Below are 16,056 nucleotides of genomic sequence, written 5' to 3' on the forward strand. Positions count from 1 at the left end.
CCATCCCCTGGAGACACCCTTGATGAACAACAACAAACCCATTCTTTCGCCCCGCTACGGCGCCCTCTTCGCCACCGCGCTGACGGCCTTCAGCACCTTCATGGCCACGCCCTCGGCCTGGGCCCAGAGCGCCAGCTGGCCCACCAAGCCCGTGAAAATCGTCGTGCCCTTCGCACCCGGCGGCACCACCGACATCCTGGCCCGCGCCATGGCGCCTGAACTCTCCAAAGCCTTCGGCCAGTCCTTCATCGTCGAAAACCGCGCCGGCGCCGGCGGCAACATAGGCGCCGACATCGTCGCCAAATCCGCGCCCGACGGCTACACGCTGCTGATGGGCACCGTCGGCACCCACGGCATCAACAAGGCCCTCTACTCAAAGATGGCCTACGACCCGCAAAAAGACTTCGCGCCCATCACCCTGGTGGCCGGCGTGCCCAACGTCATGGTCGTCAACACCGACAAAGCCAAAGCCGCCGGCATCAACAACGTCACCGACTTCATACGCGCGGCCAAAGCCAAACCCGGCACCTTCAACATGGCCTCCAGCGGCAACGGCACCTCGATTCACCTGGCAGGCGAGCTCTTCAAAACCATGAGCGGCACCTACATGACCCACTTCCCCTACAGCGGCTCCAGCCCCGCGCTGCTCGCCCTGATGAGCGGCGACATGGACGTCATGTTCGACAACCTGCCCTCCTCGATGGCCCTCATCAAATCCGGCAGGCTCAAAGCACTCGCCGTCACCAGCGCAGAACGCTCAGCCGCCCTGCCCGACGTCCCCACCATAGAACAAGCCGGCGGCCCCGCCATGAAAGGTTTTGAAGCCAGCTCCTGGTTCGGCCTGCTCGCCCCCGCCGGCACCCCACCCGACATCGTCAACCGCATCCAGCAGGAAACCGCCAAAGCGCTGGGCACGCCGGCGATGAAGGAAAAACTGCTGGCGCAGGGCGCGATCCCGAGTGGGAATACGCCCGCACAGTTCACCACCTTTATCAACGCCGAGCACAAGAAGTGGGCGCAGGTGGTGAAGGCTTCTGGGGCGAAGGTGGATTAAGGGGGTTAATGAAGGCCGTCCAGTTTTCGCCAAGACGTCCCGTCATCATTGCTGCTGCGCAAGCTCCCCAAAACGCTGGACGCGAGCTTGATAAGCTAATCTGAGGCACTCGATCGATTTGCATTCATCTCTGACGGTTTTACGCCAATGACTTTGGTCGGAGTCCATGGCCGCCCCGAATTTTGCACGCAAGGCGTTCAAATCTTGAAGCACACGAAGCTCCGAGGTAGCGAGACCCGAATCGCCGCAAATTTGCCTCTCGACCCAGGTCTTCGCACCAGAACACCAAGCCGGTACGTCCGCGCCGGCAAAGGCAACAGGTTCGCCACCCCGGCGACGCAAAATCAACTTGCCTTTAGGGCTGACTGAAGCCAAGCCATCCACAACGCTTACCCACCCATACGCAACAAGAATCCTGTTGAAAACGGTGTCAAATGAGTCCGTACCCTGAAGTCTGGCGCCCCACCGTTCGTTAAACGCAGTCACACCAACGCGATAATTTCTAAGAGCGGAAAGATCCCTGAGCATCTCGGCGGACTGTGGGAGTCCTTGCTCAAAGTACAGGAATTGCCACGCCGCCAGATCCGCCTCGATCTGCCCCAATTTTTGATTGGCATCCTGAAGTGAAGTTGCCTGTTCATAAATTTTGACAGCCTGGTTCTCAACCCTGGCCAGCAAAAGAGGATCTGACCTGGATGGCTCGTTGTACACACGGGCGTCGATATTGAGAGGCGGAAGCGCGGTGCTGGCAGGTATGTCAATGCGAATCTGCCCCGCTCTGCCATCGATTGAGACATGTTGCCGGCCCGCGTAATACCAGGCGCTCAAAGCAGCAAGCCCCAGCCCAAGACTGACAACCAAAAACCACTTCAGAAGAGATGGTGCGTGCACTTTCGATACGAAGGGAATTTTTTCGAGCATCACCTTTGAAATACCGTACATCGTCAGAAAAATAATCGCGCCGGCAGAACCTGCAACTCCAACCGCTTTGAGCACTACTTGACTGTCCATTTATAGCTTTCCCACAATGTCGTGAAAGGTTTGATCAAAGGTTCTCATGCTAATGAATCAAATCCAGTCGAGCGACTTGGTGGAAACCAGGAAATCACTCCAGCGTGCGCCGTTCTTGCCCGAAATCAAGATGTCGTCCAAAATTCCGGGTACCGTCAAGGCGCGCCCGTCGCCGGCCACACCATCACCTTGGCCTTCTCCGGCCCCATCGGCATCAGCTGGCGCACCACCTGTCCGGCAAACACTTTCTCACGCAGGTTCTGGAGCACCTCCTGCGCGCCGCCGTAAGGCGTGAATACGTCAATCAACCAGATCTGGTCGCCTGAGGCCCAGTCGGCCAAGGTGAACTGGTGCGGCGTGGCCTGATAGCGCTGCGCCACTTCCTCACCGAGTTTGGCCCAGGAGACAAACGCCATCGGAGCCTCCTCCTTTAAATACAGCTTGGCTTGATTCAACACCAGCGCCGGCATCACACGCCACTCCAGTTCACTGAGGAGGGTATGCCGATTGGCGGCCTGCTGCAGCATCAGCCAGGTCACAGCACCGAGCATCGGGACCTTGCCCAGCACCTTGCGTGCCTGCTCCTTGGCCAGGGCGGCCAGCTCCGCCAATTCTTCTGGCGGCAAAGGCCCATTGCCCGGCAGGCCGGCATCTGCCGGCGCGAGCGCGGATGCAGATGCAGCTGGCTTGGTTGCCTTGGTTGTTTTGGAGGGGGTAGATGGTTTGGTCATGGTTGTGCTCCGGTTTCGAGCATGTTGTTGATAGCGCTTAAATCTGCTTCGGCCAGAGTGGCATTTGCGGCCTTGAGGCGCAGGCCTTGCATCAGGGTATCGGCCCGCGCCTTGTGCCAGTCACGCTCGGCCGTGTAGAGCTGCTGCTCGGCATTGAGCACGTCGATGTTGATGCGCGAGCCGACACGAAAGCCGATCTTGTTGGAGTCGACCGAGCTTTTGCTGGAGGCAATGGCCGAAGCCAGGGCCTGGACTTGCACCGCGCCGCTAACCACCCCGGTAAAGGCCTGGCTGGCCAGCGCGGCGGCTTGCCGGCGTGCCGCTTCCAGGTCGTCCGCGGCCTTGTCTTTCAAGGCCAGGGCCTCGCGCACGCGGGCCTGCGCACCGCCGCCGGCAAAGAGCGGGATATTCAGGTTCAAGCCGACCTGGCTGGAGCGGGAGCGCACCGAAATATCGGCCGGCGAAGTGATGCTGCCGGATGTGTAGTTGGTGCCGTAGCCTGCCGTCAGGTCCAGGGTCGGGGAATGCGCCGCCCGGCTTTTGGCAATCTCCCGGTCCGCCACATCCAGCATGGCCTGGGCGACGCGTACCGAAATGGACTGTTCGCGAGCGCTGTCCAGCCAGGGCTGTTCATCGTCGGGCTGAATGGTCGGCAAGAGGCTATCCGCGCGCAGGCGGGCCAGATTGGCTTGAGGCTCGCCAAGAATGCGCGTCAGTTCGGCGCGTTTGTTCTTCAGCTCACTGCCCGCCGCAACCGCTTGGGACTGCGACAGATCCAGCCGGGCTTGGGCCTCATGCACGTCCGTCACGATCCCGGTGCCGACCTCAAAATTACGCCGCGCCAGTTCCAACTGCTGGATCACGGCGCCAACCTGCAAACGCGCCACGCGCTGGGCCTCCTGTGCCACCAGCACATCCAGATAGGCCTGCGCGGTGCGCAGGATCAACTCCTGCTCGGCCTGCCGGAACTGCGCCTCGGCAAGCAGCTCCTGCTGCTCGGCCTGGTCCAGCGCCGCCCAGCTGGCCGCGCGCCAGAGCGGCTGTGTCAGTTGCAGGTTCCAGCTGCGATTGCGCACATTCCGGTCTACATACGGTGCTTCGCTGAATGAAGCTTGCCCGGACTGCTGGCTGGTGGCCCCAACCAGGCTTACGGCGGGCAACAGCCCGGCTCGCGCCTGGGGAACCCGCTCACGCGCCGCGCGCAGCGTATTGACTGCGCCGCGGTATGTGGCGTCGCGTTCCTGCGCCTTGCGGTATACATCAAGCAGCGTGTCGGCCTGCGTCCCAAACGACGCCAGCAATAAGGGCAAGCCAAACCACCATAAGCGTCCTTTCCTGCATGGAGGGTTAGCGTTATCGTTCACGCAAAGCCTCCTGCTTGTAGCGCAGCATGGGGGCGATAAAGTATTCGATCATGCGGCGCTCGCCGGTGCGGATGTCGGAGGTCACGCTCATGCCCGCCGTCACCGTGCCATGCTGGCCGTTCACCACGTTCGGCGTCTCCGCCTTGCTCAGCTGGATGCGCACCGGGTAGACCGGCCCCAGCTTGGGGTCGTTGATCGCATCAGTCCCCACCCATTGGACAGTGCCCTCGATATAACCAAAGCGCGTGAAATCAAAGGTTTCCACCTTGTTGATCACTCGTTGGCCCACCTTAATGTGCCCAATGTCGCGGTTCATGACCTGGGCATCGACTTCCAGCACCGCGTTGTGCGGAACAATCGTCATCAGCGGTTGCGCCTGGGTCACCACGCCGCCCACAGTCGTCACGGCCAATTGCTGCACCACGCCGTCAATCGGGCTGTGCAAGGTCTGCAGGTCGCGGCGCTGCGTCGCCTTGATCAGTTCCTGGCGTGCCGCGTCATGTTTGCGCATGGCGTCCACGAGTTCGGCGCTGGTCCGGGCACGGAACTCCGCCTGCGCCTGCTTGCGCTGCTGGACAGCCGCATTGAGGCTGGCCGCCGACTCATTGAGCCGGTTGCCTTGCACGGTAAGTTCTTTCTCCATGTTGAGCAATTCCAGCTGGGTCTCGATCAGGCCGGTCTGCGAGACATGGCCGGTGGTGGCCAGCTCTACGCGCATCGCATGCTTTTGCCGGACCAGCGGCAAGCTGGTGCGCAGCTGGGCGATATTGGCGGCAATGGCGTCACGGTCGGCGGCGCGCCGGGCAATGTCGGCATCGAGCGCGGCCATGCGGGAATCCTGCTCGCTGCGCCGGCCGGCCAGCACGGCTTGCTGGTTGGCGACCATCGCGGCGGGCAAATCAGGCGCCTGCGCCCATTCATCCTTGCCTGAAAGCAAGGCCTTGAGCCGCAGCACGTCGGCCTGGGTTTCCTGGGCTTCGCGTTGCAGCCGGTCGCGGTCGGCCAGAGTAGCCGTGGCGTCCAGTTCCAGCAGCACGTCACCGGCTTTCACGGCCTGTCCATCGCGCACCGCAATGGCCTTGACCACGCCGGTTTCCAGCGGCTGGATCACCTTGCTTTTGCCCGGGGCGCTGACGCGCCCCTGCGCGGTGACCACGATGTCCATGGAAACCAGGGTGGCATAGGCCAGCGTGGCCGCGGCCATGATGCAGATGGCCACGGTGACCATGCGGGCGATGCGGGCCGGCGGCTGCTGACGCAGTGCGATGGCGGCGGTGCTGAATGCGGCGTGCCCGGCTGGATGATCGGATTGGGAATTCATGGGGAGGCTCTTCTTGTTCACCATGCTTGCTCCAGCACCTGGTGCGCCTGGTAGAGCGAGGCGTAACGGCCCTTCTCGTTCATCAATTCACGGTGGTTGCCGGTTTCGATCAGGCGGCCATGGTCCAGCACCAGGATGCGGTCGGCCATGCGCAAGGTGGACAGGCGATGCGCCACGATGAACACCGTGCGGCCTTCGCAGATGTGGGCCATGTTGTCGTGGATCACACGTTCGCTTTCATAGTCCAGCGAGGCCGTGGCCTCGTCCAGCAACAGGATTTGCGGGTTGGTGGCCAATGCCCGCGCAATGGCGATGCGCGCGCGTTGCCCGCCCGAGAGCTTGCTGCCACGCTCGCCGATCACCGTGTCATAGCCATCGGGAAGCTGCAAGATGAAGTCGTGGGCGCCAGCCAGCCTCGCGCTGTCCATCACCGCGTCAATGCCCATGGCCGGGTTGCCCAGCGCGATGTTGTCGCGCACCGAGCGGTTGAACAGGGCCGTGTCCTGGCCCACCACGCCGATCTGGCGGCGCAGCCAGGAGGTGTCCACCATGCTCAGGTCCATGCCGTCGACCAGGATGCGGCCTTTGACGGGGTGGTAAAGGCGCTGCATCAGCCGCATCAAGGTGGTTTTTCCGGCACCGGAAATACCGGTGATGCCGATGACCTCGCCGGGCAGAATGTTGAAGTTCAGGTCGCTCAGCACCTCGGGCGCGTTTGGAGCGTATTGAAATGCGACATGCTCAAAAGTGACGCGGCCTTCCAGGGCCGGCGGTGTGCTGCGCCCCGGCCGGAAGGCCGGTTCGGGCGTGGCGTCCATGATGTCGCCCAGCCGCTTGACGCTGACCTTCATTTGCGTGAACTCCTGCCACAGGGACGCCAGCTTCAGGATGGGCGCATTGACCCGACCCGCCAGCATGTTGAAGGCAATCAGCCCGCCCACCGTCAGGTCGCCGTCTATCACCAGCCGGGCGCCGAAGTAAAGCAGCAGCACTGTCAGCAGCTTGCTGGCCAGGCCAATCAGCTGGTTGGTGGCATTGCCCAGGTGGCCCGATTCAAATGAGGCCGTCACGTAGTCGCACAGGCGGCGCTCCCAATCGCGCTGCCAGGCGCCTTCCACCGCTTGGCTTTTAATCGTTTCCATCGACGTGACGGTTTCCACCAGAAAGGTCTGGTTCTCGGCGCCCAACGCAAACTTGTCTTCGAGCTTTTTTCGCATCAAGGGAGTGATCAGCCAGGACGCCGCGAACAGCAGCGGCAAGGCGGCAATCACGATCAGCGTCAGCGTCACGCTGTAGTAAAACATCACCGCCAGGAACACCACCGCGAACAGCAGGTCGAGCCAGCTCGTCAAAGCCGCGCCGGTCATGAAGTTGCGCGCGTTCTCCAGCTCACGCACCCGGGTCACCGTCTCGCCGCTGCGCCGCGACTCGAAGTAAGGCAGCGGCAGATGCAGCAGGTGCCGAAACAGCTTGGCGCCCAGCTCCACGTCAACGCGATTGGTGGTGTGGCTCAGCAGGTAATGCCGCATGGCGCTGAGCACCACCTCGAAGAGGCCCACCCCCAGCAGCGCAACCACCATCACGTCGAGCGTGCTCATCGAGCGGTGCGTCAGCACCTTGTCGATCACCACCTGAAAGATCAATGGCGTGAGCAGCGCGAAGATTTGGACAAAGAAGGAAGCGACCAGCACCTCACCCAGCATCTGCTTGTACTGGCTCAGCGACTTCCAGAACCAACCCACCCCGAAGCCCGGGCCCGAGGTATCCGCGCCATCCTTGTCCACCGCACCGCGTGGAGGGCTGGCCGTGATCCATTCGAGTTCATCAAGCGGGGACATCTGCTCGGCAAACTGGGACCAGAAAAGTGGCTGCGCCTGGGCGGCAGGATCGGTCTGGATCACCACGCCTTCCTTGCTGGCATGGCCGATGAGCAGCCAGCCGCCGTTCGGGCCCCGCGCGAGTGCGGGCCAGGGGCCTTGCGCCAGCTTGTTCAAGCGCGTGCGGTGGTGCTCCGCCCGAAGCCCCAGGCTTTGCAAGGCCTGGGCCAGCGCGGCGCTGTCCGGGCCTTCAGCGGGCCAGGCATGGTGCCGGGCCAGACGCGACACGTCGGCATGGGTTCCCAGCAGATGTAAAAACGCCGCGATCAGGCTGCAGGCCTTGGGGTTCACTGTGGCAAGAGGATCGGGATCTGGCGGGGGGGTGTTTTGAGGAGATGTGCTGGAATTGAACATAGCTCGAGCCGGGAAAAAGAAAAGAAAAAAAAGAGGGATGGATGCGCTCAAGGGCCGGAGGCGAGGCCTTCAGGACGCGGCACCATGAAGCTGACCAGCTTGCGCCTGCGCGGTCTGCATCCATTCGGCTTGCGCAGCTGCCAGGGACTGGTGAACATCCCGCGGGTCCGAGGTCTCAATCCAGGCCAGCGGCCCGCCCTCGCGCGCGGCTTCCCAGGCGGCGGTGGCTGTGCTGATCACCTGCACCATGAGCAAGGCCATGTGTTCCGGGGTGGGAAGTGCGGGTGCGGCGATGGCCGTCTCGGCGGCCGGTGACGCGGGCGGGTGGTCCGCTTGCTCCACCGCAAACACCACGTCGCCCACCGCGCTCGTGCGGCCATCGGCCCAGGTCATGCGCGACTGGCCCAGCTCGGTAACCCCTTGCGCCGGCTGCCGGACCTGCTGGTCGCTTTGCAGTTCAATCTGCGTGATGCCAATCTCATCGAGTGTCTTGAACTCGCCGGTCTCGCTGATGCCGTTGGAATTTTTGTCCTGCCAGGCGCCGAACTCGTTCCATTTGTCGTCCCCGCGGTCCAGCATATGGTTGTTGTTGCTGTCGAAAGCCGCCAGCCCTTCGAGGTCGGTTTTGGCGCCGGGAAGGTAGCCGGTAAAAGAAATTTCATCGGTACGGTTGATGAGCTTGTCGCCGCCGACGTCGCGCGCCAGCAAGGCATCGGCGGGCGCGACCCAGGCCAGGTGTTCGCTCCCACTCTTTTGGTCGACGTCGAAGTTGGCCCTGGACTCGTCCAGGCTCAGGTATTGCAAACCACCGCCGTCCAGGTCCAGCGCCACCGGTGCAAAGGAGCCAACCTGCGCGGTGTTGATGGTGACGTAGGTCGTGGCACCACCGCCATCGGTCACGGCAACGGTGAAAGGGTCGGCGCCGCTGTAGGGGTCGCCGCGCTGGCTGTAATACTGCCAGGCGCCCGTCTGTCCTACGGCATACCAGTGCGCCACGGAGTAGCTAGAGTCCCGCGGCGTACTGAGGGCGGTGAATTGGTTGGCCCACGCATGGCCATGCTGGGGGCTACCCGCGATCGCAAAGCTGATGGCGGCCGAATTACCGTCGGGATCGTAGGCGACGATATAGCCGTTCTGGCGATAAGGATCATCTGTTGGTCGAGTGCCGTCTCCAGGGTATTTCCACTTCGTTTCGTAATTGTTGAGATCTTGGAACGTCGCGTCCAGGGTTTCAACGAACACCGGCCGCATGTCGCCATTGCGGTAATAGGAGGGAACCACCATCGCATAGTCGTAAACTGTCAACCACAGACCTTCGCTGTCCCCGTCTATGCTTCTATAGGTCCGGCTATACAGCGCCCCACTAATTGCCAATGCGAGTCCCTGCGCCTTGTCGTAGATCGCGATATCCTGCGTGGAGATCGCGCCGGGAAGGTAGCCATAAACCGGCCGGCCATAGATGATGTCGTCGATGATGGGGGCGTCATTGACAGCCTGCACATTGAGCCGGGCCGTGGCCCAGGTCTGGCCGCCGTCGCCGTCACTGACCAGGTAGCTGAAGCCCGCCGCGCCACTGAACTCCGCCCCCGGCACAAAGCGCACCGAGCCGTCCCCCTGCAGGCTCACCGTGCCGTTCGAAGCGCCGCCCACGGCGGTTACGCGCAGGTCGGTACTGGCGTTGTCGGTATCGCTGTCATTGACCAGCAACTGGGCCTGGGTGATGCTGAAGGGAATGTCCTCATAGCCGGTGAAACTGTCGTCGGTGGCCGTGGGGTTGACGTTAACGCGCGAGAAATCGATCTGCGCTGTGGCGCTACTGCTGGCACCAGCAGGGTCTTGCACGAGGTAATCAAAGCTGCCGCGCCCCGCATAGCCGGCCTCAGGCGTGAAGCGCACGCTGCCATCGCCGTTCAATACCGCCGTTCCGTGCTGCACGTTGCTGATCGCATTGACGCGCAAAGCCGTCGGGGATTCGACATCCGTGTCGTTGGCCAGCAAGGCGGCTTGCGTGAGGGTGTAGGTCACGCCCTGCTTGCCCCAGAGCAATTCGCTGTTGGCAACGGGTGCATCGTTGACGGGGTTGAATGTCAGGTTCACCGTGGCCTGGCTGGTGCCGCCTGCGCCGTCGCTCACGGTGTAGGTGAAGTTCGCGGTGCCGTTGTAGTTCAGGTCGGGTGTGAACACAATCTCGCCGGCCACGATTTGCACGCCGCCGTGGCTGGCATTGCCGGCTGCGGTGATGGCCAGGTGTGTATGGGGGTTGTCCACATCGGCATCATTGGCAAGCAAGGCATCTACCGCGAAATGGGCCCCGGTGTCCTCATCGAGCGCAAGCGCTTCGCCCACCAGGCGCGGCGCATCATTGACGGCCGCAATGTCCAGGCTCGCAAGGCCGACCGTGAACCCGCCTGAGCCGTCTGAGACGGTGTAGGTGAACTGCGCGGGGCCAAAGTAATCGGCATCGGGGGCAAACCGGATAGTCCCATTGGGATTGAGCGACACCGCGCCGTGTGTGGCGTTCTCCACCGAAACAATGCGCAGGTCGTTCTGGGGGTTGTCCACGTCGCTGTCGTTGGCCAGGAATCCGGCCTGCGCCAGGGTCTGGATTTCATCTTCATTAAAAGTGACGGTTTCGCCCAGCACGTCAGGCGCATCGTTGATCGGTGCCAGATTCAACGCCACCTGGCCCTGCACCAACCCGCCATGGCCGTCATTCACCGTGTAGCTGAAACCGGCCGCGCCAGCGTAGTTGCGCTCGGGCGTGAACTGCAGAGTGCCGTTCGCCAGCAGCGCAATGCTGCCGTGCTGGGCATTGCCGACAGCGGTGATGGACAGCACCTGGGCCGACTCGGCATTGGTGGTCGCCGTGTCCACGTCCGTGTCGTTCGCCAGCAGCAGGGCCGGGTTGATATTGAGGATGATGTCCTCGTCGCCGTCTATGGTCTCGCCCGTCACCACCGGCAGGTCATTGACCGCGAGGATGGTGAGGTTGACGCTGGCGGCCGTCTCATAGCCTTCGCCCGCCGCAATCTGCGCCGGGTCGCGGTCGCCCACCCAGTAGCTGAACTTTGCCGGGCCGTTGTAATCCGCATCAGGCTCAAAGCGCACTGTGCCGTCGGACTGCAGAAACACCTGGCCATGTTCGGCCATGCCCACGCGCGTGATGCGCAGCACATCGCCATCGACAGCGGTATCGACATCCGAGTCGTTGGCCAGCAGGCGGGCGGCCGTAAACAGCAAAGCGGTGTCTTCATTGCCGCTGGCCGTTTCGCCTTGCGTAACAGGGGCGTCGTTGACGGCGGCCAGCACGACCTGCGCGGTCGCCGTGCTGCTGGCGCCGTCCGGGTCCGTGACGGTGTAGCGAAAGGAGGCCATGCCGTGGTAGTTGGCCTCGGGCGTAAACACGATGCGGCTGCTGCCATCGGCCTGGGTCTGCAGGGCTACGCTGCCGTGAACCGCATCGCTGACCGCGCTGATGCGCAGGTCGGCGTGCAGGTTGTCCACATCGATGTCGTTGGCGAGCAGATCGGCCGGGTTGATGCTCAGCGCCTGGTCTTCCAGCGTGTGGGTGGATTCATCCTGCAGGCGTGGCGCATCATTCACCGGCGCCAGGGACAGCCATACGGTCGCGGGGGTCACGCCGCCCGCACCGTCGCTGACGCTATAAGTGAAGCTCGCCAGCCCGTCTATGCTTTGGTTGTAATCCGCATCGGGCGTAAAGCGGATACGGTCATTGGGCATGAATACCGCCACGCCATGCTGCGCCGCCGTGATGGCGCTGATGGACAGCTGCTGGCCATCGGTCGCAGTGTCTACGTCACTCGCGCTTGCCAGCAGGTCAGCGGGTGCGAAATAGAGCACGGTGTCTTCCACGCTGGACACGTTTCCGTCCTGCGTGACCGGTGCATCGTTGACGGCCCCTATGTCCAGGCTCATGCGCGCGTTGTTGGACAGGCCGTACTGGTCGGTCACCGTGTAATCAAACGAGGCCGGGCCGTGGTAGTTGGCTTCGGGCAGGAACACCACTTCGACCAGGCCCTGCGCATTGGTTTGCAATGACACGCTGCCATGCACCGGCGCGAACACCGAGCTGATGCGCAAGCTGGGTTCATCGGGATGGGCCGGTGCATTGACCGTGCTGTCGTTGGCCAGCAGCAGGGTTTCGAGAAAGCGCAGGCGGGTGTCTTCAAGACTGCCGGCCTGTTCACCGTGCACTTCGGGGTAGTCCAGCAGGGTGCTGGTCGACAGGGCAAGAGGATTCGCAGCGCGGTTCGCCTGGGCCTCGTTGTCGTCCTCACTGGTGGTCGGGGCCGGGGCCGGCGCGGGCAACCGGCCGTTCGTGGCGTTCGCGGGTGGCGTGATCGTGGGCGAGGCCCATTCCAGCGGGGCCGGTGGCTCCGACGCCGCATTCGCGCTGACGCCGACCTGCCCAGGCCTTGGGTCCCAGGTGATGGGCGCGACCGTTTGCTGTAATCCCGGTGTCGGGCTGCCGGGGACGGCGGCGCCGGCCCTGGAACCGCCCCAGGTTTGCCAGTCAATGTGTCCCGCTGCGGTGTGAGCCATCGGCGCCGCGGCGGGGGGCGTATTGGCGTCCAGTGCTTGAGATGCCGCCGACGCCACTGCAGGCCACTGCACGGCCACCGCACCTGCAGCCACCGCGGCAAGCGGCGCGAAGCTGGCCGCATCCGCGCTGCGCACCATGTCCCCGGTCGCTTCACGCATCTGCGCGCCCACGCCGACCGCACCTGCAGGTACAAACACAATGCCGTTGTTGCGCGCCTGAGCCGCGCCGGCTGTTTGGGTAGCACCTTGGCCCGCCAATGAACTGCCGGTAGCACCCACGCGAATGCGCGCATCACCGGTGGCGAGGGTGGCACTGGTTTGCGCGCTCTGGGTGGCGATGGTGTTGGCGGAGGTCGTGACCAGCCGGTCCTCTCCGGCATTCACGGTCTCCTCTCCGCCGTCCGTGTCAGCGGCGCCGCCATGGATGTGGCCGGCCTGGCCGTCAAATTCCCGCGTGTTGACCGCATGCAGGGTCGCCACGGCCGGGCCGCTGGCCTGTTCGTCCAATTGCAGCACGCCGCCTTCAACGGCCTCATATTTGACGCCCAGCACGTCGCCGGTGAGCGTCTGGACGGTCAGCGCCGTGCGCCTGCCGTCCGCGTGCACGACGGCGGGCGGGTTGCTGCCAAAGTCAATCGCCACGATGCCGGTCTGTGCCAGCGTGCGCGTTTCACCGGTGCTGTTCGCATCGGCATTGATGTCCACCCAATAGCGCACTGCCGGAAAGACCGGGTCACGGTTATCGAGAACCTGGTCCCCATTCGCATCGAGCCAGCGCAGGTCGTGCAAGGAGGCGGGACCATCCAGACTCAGCAGCTCATTGACGCCGATCTGGTTGTTGCCGTCGGCATCAATCGCCAATGCCCCCTGGTTGGTCGCTAGCCACTGGGTTCGTTCGAGGTAACCGTCAGCGTCAACATCGATCAGGGCGTCCTGCAGCGCCGGCTCAACCGGCAAAGTCAGGGTGATGGCCTGCAGCGTCTGGTGTATGCCATCGGCGGCTTGCTGAGGCATGCCGGCTGCCGTACCGGGCAAATGAATCCCCTCGCCTTGCTGGTAATGCGCCAGGGCGGTGGCAACAGCCCAGGCCGGCGCAATCGCACCCGCCGCTTGCTGCATGAAATCACCGGCCAGGGTCTCGCCGGTGCCGTCGTTGCGGCCGCCCGTGCCGTCGTAATAGCGTGTTTGCGCCTGGCCGTTCTCGTCGGTCCACTTCAAATAGACAAAGCCCTTTCCGCCGTTGCCCATGTCATAGCCGTCCGGGTTGTACTGGAAGCCAATGGCGGGCAGCAGATCAGGGACCAGGGCGTAGCTGTTGCCGGCCGCATCGTGAACATTGGCCAGCTGGGCTTGCAGGCCATTGACCATGCTGGTCATCCAGGCGGTGGCTGTCGGCCCGCCGCCTTCGATGTCCTGGTCGGTGATGACCAATGTGTTGCCCGCGGCATCCCATTCGGCATGCGCCAGGCCTTCGCGGGTCGGGATGTCGGGTGGGTCGTCACCGAACGCGCTCCCAAAGACGCTGATCGCGACAGACAGAAACTGGCCGTAAATCGGGATGAAGTTGGCTGCTGCCGCCAGCATGGCCCACGGGTCGCCGGTGCTGATGGCCATCACCAAGCCGATACCGGGGACAACGTTGGCAGCGTCCATGCCGAATGCGCTTCCAATGGCCTTGCTGGCCATGTCGTCAGTAACGGAGTTAATCAGGCTGACGCTGCTGACCAGTATGCTGCCCACGTCGCCCTTGTCCAGGGCATTGAGCAGGCCGAGCGCAGAAGCGGCGGTACCCAGGTCGCCGGGCAAGGCGCCTTCGGTGAGTTTGTCGGCAACGTTATAAATACTGGCGATAACAGCGGTGCGCTGCAGGTCGCTCATGTTGTCCCAATGCTGCAGACCGATGATGCTGTTCATCAGGCCGACGGCATTGGCGAGTTGGCCAGCCTGGACGGCCTGAGCTGCGGCCTGGGCTTGCGCCTGCCCGTATTTTTCTTGGGTAAGGACGCTGGCGTCTTTTGCGTTGACGTAGACGGCGTTGCCGCCCAGGTCCTTGACCTGGTAGTAGCCGTTGGGCAGGCGGTTGATTTCGGCGGCGATATCGCCGTCGGCGTTGACGAGGAAGCTGCTGTTTCCGTTGAGCGGCAGGACATCAAAACCGGCGAGCTGGCCTGCGCCATGGGCTCCGCCTGCGTTGCCACCTATGAACTGAGAGGCCAGATCAGAAGCAGAGATACCAGCGACATTAAAAACCGGTGCTATCGGGCCTGCAACCGGCTGCGCAGGCCCAGCCGGTGTGGCGGGATGACTTGCATTCTGCGCGGCGTCGGTTTGAGTCCCCGTGCCCGCATCGGCCACCACGGCCAGAGCATCAGGCAAGGGCTTTTGCAGAAACGCCTTGATTTCATCAACCAGGCTCTTGAAGACGGGGTCGGGCTCCGCGAAGTTCTGTGCCTCTATCTCTGCCTGGCGAAACCCTTCTTGTGCCCGCTGGCTGGCGCGCAGCTCCTGTGTGCTCCTGACCCAATCGGGAAGCGCCAGCGTGTTGCCGGGTTTGAGGTCGTTGATGCTGCCGCCTGCTCCGCTTGCCCGGGCGTTGGCCTCGGTGTCGCGGATGAACAGCGCCGTCTCGCTGTCGCTCAGGCCAATGGACTTGCCAATCTTCCAGAGGCTGTCACCGGGCTGTATGGTGTAGCTGTTGCCCGCGGTGCCGCTACTGGGCAGTGGATTGAACTCAGCCCTGGCAGCGGGCAGGTCGAGCAGACCGCCGAGTTGATATTTCACCATCGCCCACTCCCCTTTGCCGTCGGGTTTGAGCAGGATATCGCTGAGGACACCGTTCTGGTCACGGACGGTCTGCCGCTCCTGGCTGGCAATGACTTCGCCTTTGGCAAAGCTGGTGACGGTGGTCCGGCTACCTTCTGTTCCGTAGTCTTCCTTGAAAGTACGCTCTACGCTGCCGTCTGACAGCACCTTCCAGCTATGACTTTTACCGGGGCCATCACTGATTGTTTCGCCCAAGGGCTCCTTGCCATTGGGAGAAAGATTGTTTTGCAGGTTCTGCGCAACCTGGGCGGCCGTGGGCGGTGCGTTAAGGCTTTCGTCTACGACGGAGTGGCCTACAGGTTTGATGTTCTCACTAACATTACCCGTCGCAGCAACCGGTGGCCCCAGAACCCGCGATACGTCAGAGATCACGCCTTCCAGGCCGTTTTGAGCACTGCGGAGCAACCCCTCGAAAAGCTGGCCGGCGCCTTGAGTAATGCCGATGGGAGATGGCGCATTGCTTGACACGCCTTCTGGCACGGCACCCTCAAGGCGGATAACGCCGTCGATGTATAGCTGCTCGTATTTGCCGTCTGCGTTCAATCCCCGGACCCATGAAGCGCCTATCCCTGGGTCCCCTGCGCGGGGGTCACTCATTGCATAGCCATTGGAGCCAAGACCAAATAGCTTTTGCACTCCGTCTGTGACTTGCAGCACGCCGCCTGCCATCAATTGAACCTGCGTAGCTGCGCCGGATGCAAACAAAAAGCTTTCGCTGGGCGCACCTTTGGGGTCGGTATATGAAAACACTTCACCCGAACCATTGCTGCGGACCAAAATGACGCGCTCTGCTCCGCGATCACTGATGAGCTTGGTGCCGTCGGATTTGTTCTCCCACATCACCGTGCGTCCACCGTCGATGGGGGTCTTTATCCACTCGCCCGTGTTGTTGCGTATGGCCGTTTCTGCCGTTTCGGCAAGGGCAAATACCTCAGCGGTTCTGAGATTGGTTTTAGAT

General features: G+C 62.8%; 7 protein-coding genes. 1 reads left to right on the plus strand and 6 read right to left on the minus strand.

The features are described 5' to 3' along the window. Positions 1-22 precede the first annotated feature (22 nt). Positions 23-1,054, plus strand: coding sequence for a Bug family tripartite tricarboxylate transporter substrate binding protein (locus ACLV8F_RS12565; RefSeq protein ID WP_411884602.1), 1,032 nt, complete (start codon positions 23-25; stop codon positions 1,052-1,054). Between the two features lie 45 nt (positions 1,055-1,099). On the opposite strand, the gene ACLV8F_RS12570 is transcribed toward ACLV8F_RS12565, so the two are convergent. The 6 genes from ACLV8F_RS12570 to ACLV8F_RS12595 all read right to left on the minus strand — a co-directional run bounded on the left by ACLV8F_RS12570 (position 1,100) and on the right by ACLV8F_RS12595 (position 15,293). Next, entirely contained in the window at positions 1,100-2,065 is a 966-nt protein-coding gene (locus ACLV8F_RS12570) for a hypothetical protein (RefSeq protein WP_411884558.1), read from the minus strand. A 155-nt stretch (positions 2,066-2,220) separates the two neighbouring features. Next, positions 2,221-2,796, minus strand: a complete 576-nt coding sequence (locus tag ACLV8F_RS12575) for a toxin-activating lysine-acyltransferase (protein ID WP_411884559.1) — start codon at positions 2,794-2,796, stop codon at positions 2,221-2,223. Next, positions 2,793-4,160 carry a TolC family outer membrane protein gene (locus ACLV8F_RS12580; protein WP_411884560.1) on the minus strand — a complete coding sequence of 456 codons (1,368 nt, stop codon included), beginning with the start codon at positions 4,158-4,160 and terminating at the stop codon, positions 2,793-2,795. Before ACLV8F_RS12580 ends, ACLV8F_RS12575 begins: the two co-directional genes overlap by 4 nt. Beyond that, a complete protein-coding gene (locus ACLV8F_RS12585) occupies positions 4,150-5,481 on the minus strand; it encodes an HlyD family type I secretion periplasmic adaptor subunit (RefSeq protein WP_411884561.1) in 1,332 nt (443 codons plus the stop codon). The genes ACLV8F_RS12580 and ACLV8F_RS12585 overlap by 11 nt, the downstream gene beginning before the upstream one ends. A gap of 17 nt (positions 5,482-5,498) precedes the next feature. Continuing rightward, the gene (locus ACLV8F_RS12590; protein ID WP_411884562.1) at positions 5,499-7,649 is read right to left on the minus strand and encodes a peptidase domain-containing ABC transporter; all 2,151 of its coding nucleotides are present in this window, start codon (positions 7,647-7,649) and stop codon (positions 5,499-5,501) included. 132 nt (positions 7,650-7,781) lie between these two features. Beyond that, on the minus strand, positions 7,782-15,293 hold the full coding sequence (locus ACLV8F_RS12595; RefSeq protein ID WP_411884563.1) for a cadherin-like domain-containing protein: 7,512 nt from the start codon (positions 15,291-15,293) through the stop codon (positions 7,782-7,784). Positions 15,294-16,056 lie beyond the last annotated feature (763 nt).

It is taken from the genome of Polaromonas sp. YR568, from assembly GCF_943369675.1.
Classification (GTDB): Bacteria; Pseudomonadota; Gammaproteobacteria; order Burkholderiales; family Burkholderiaceae_C; genus Polaromonas.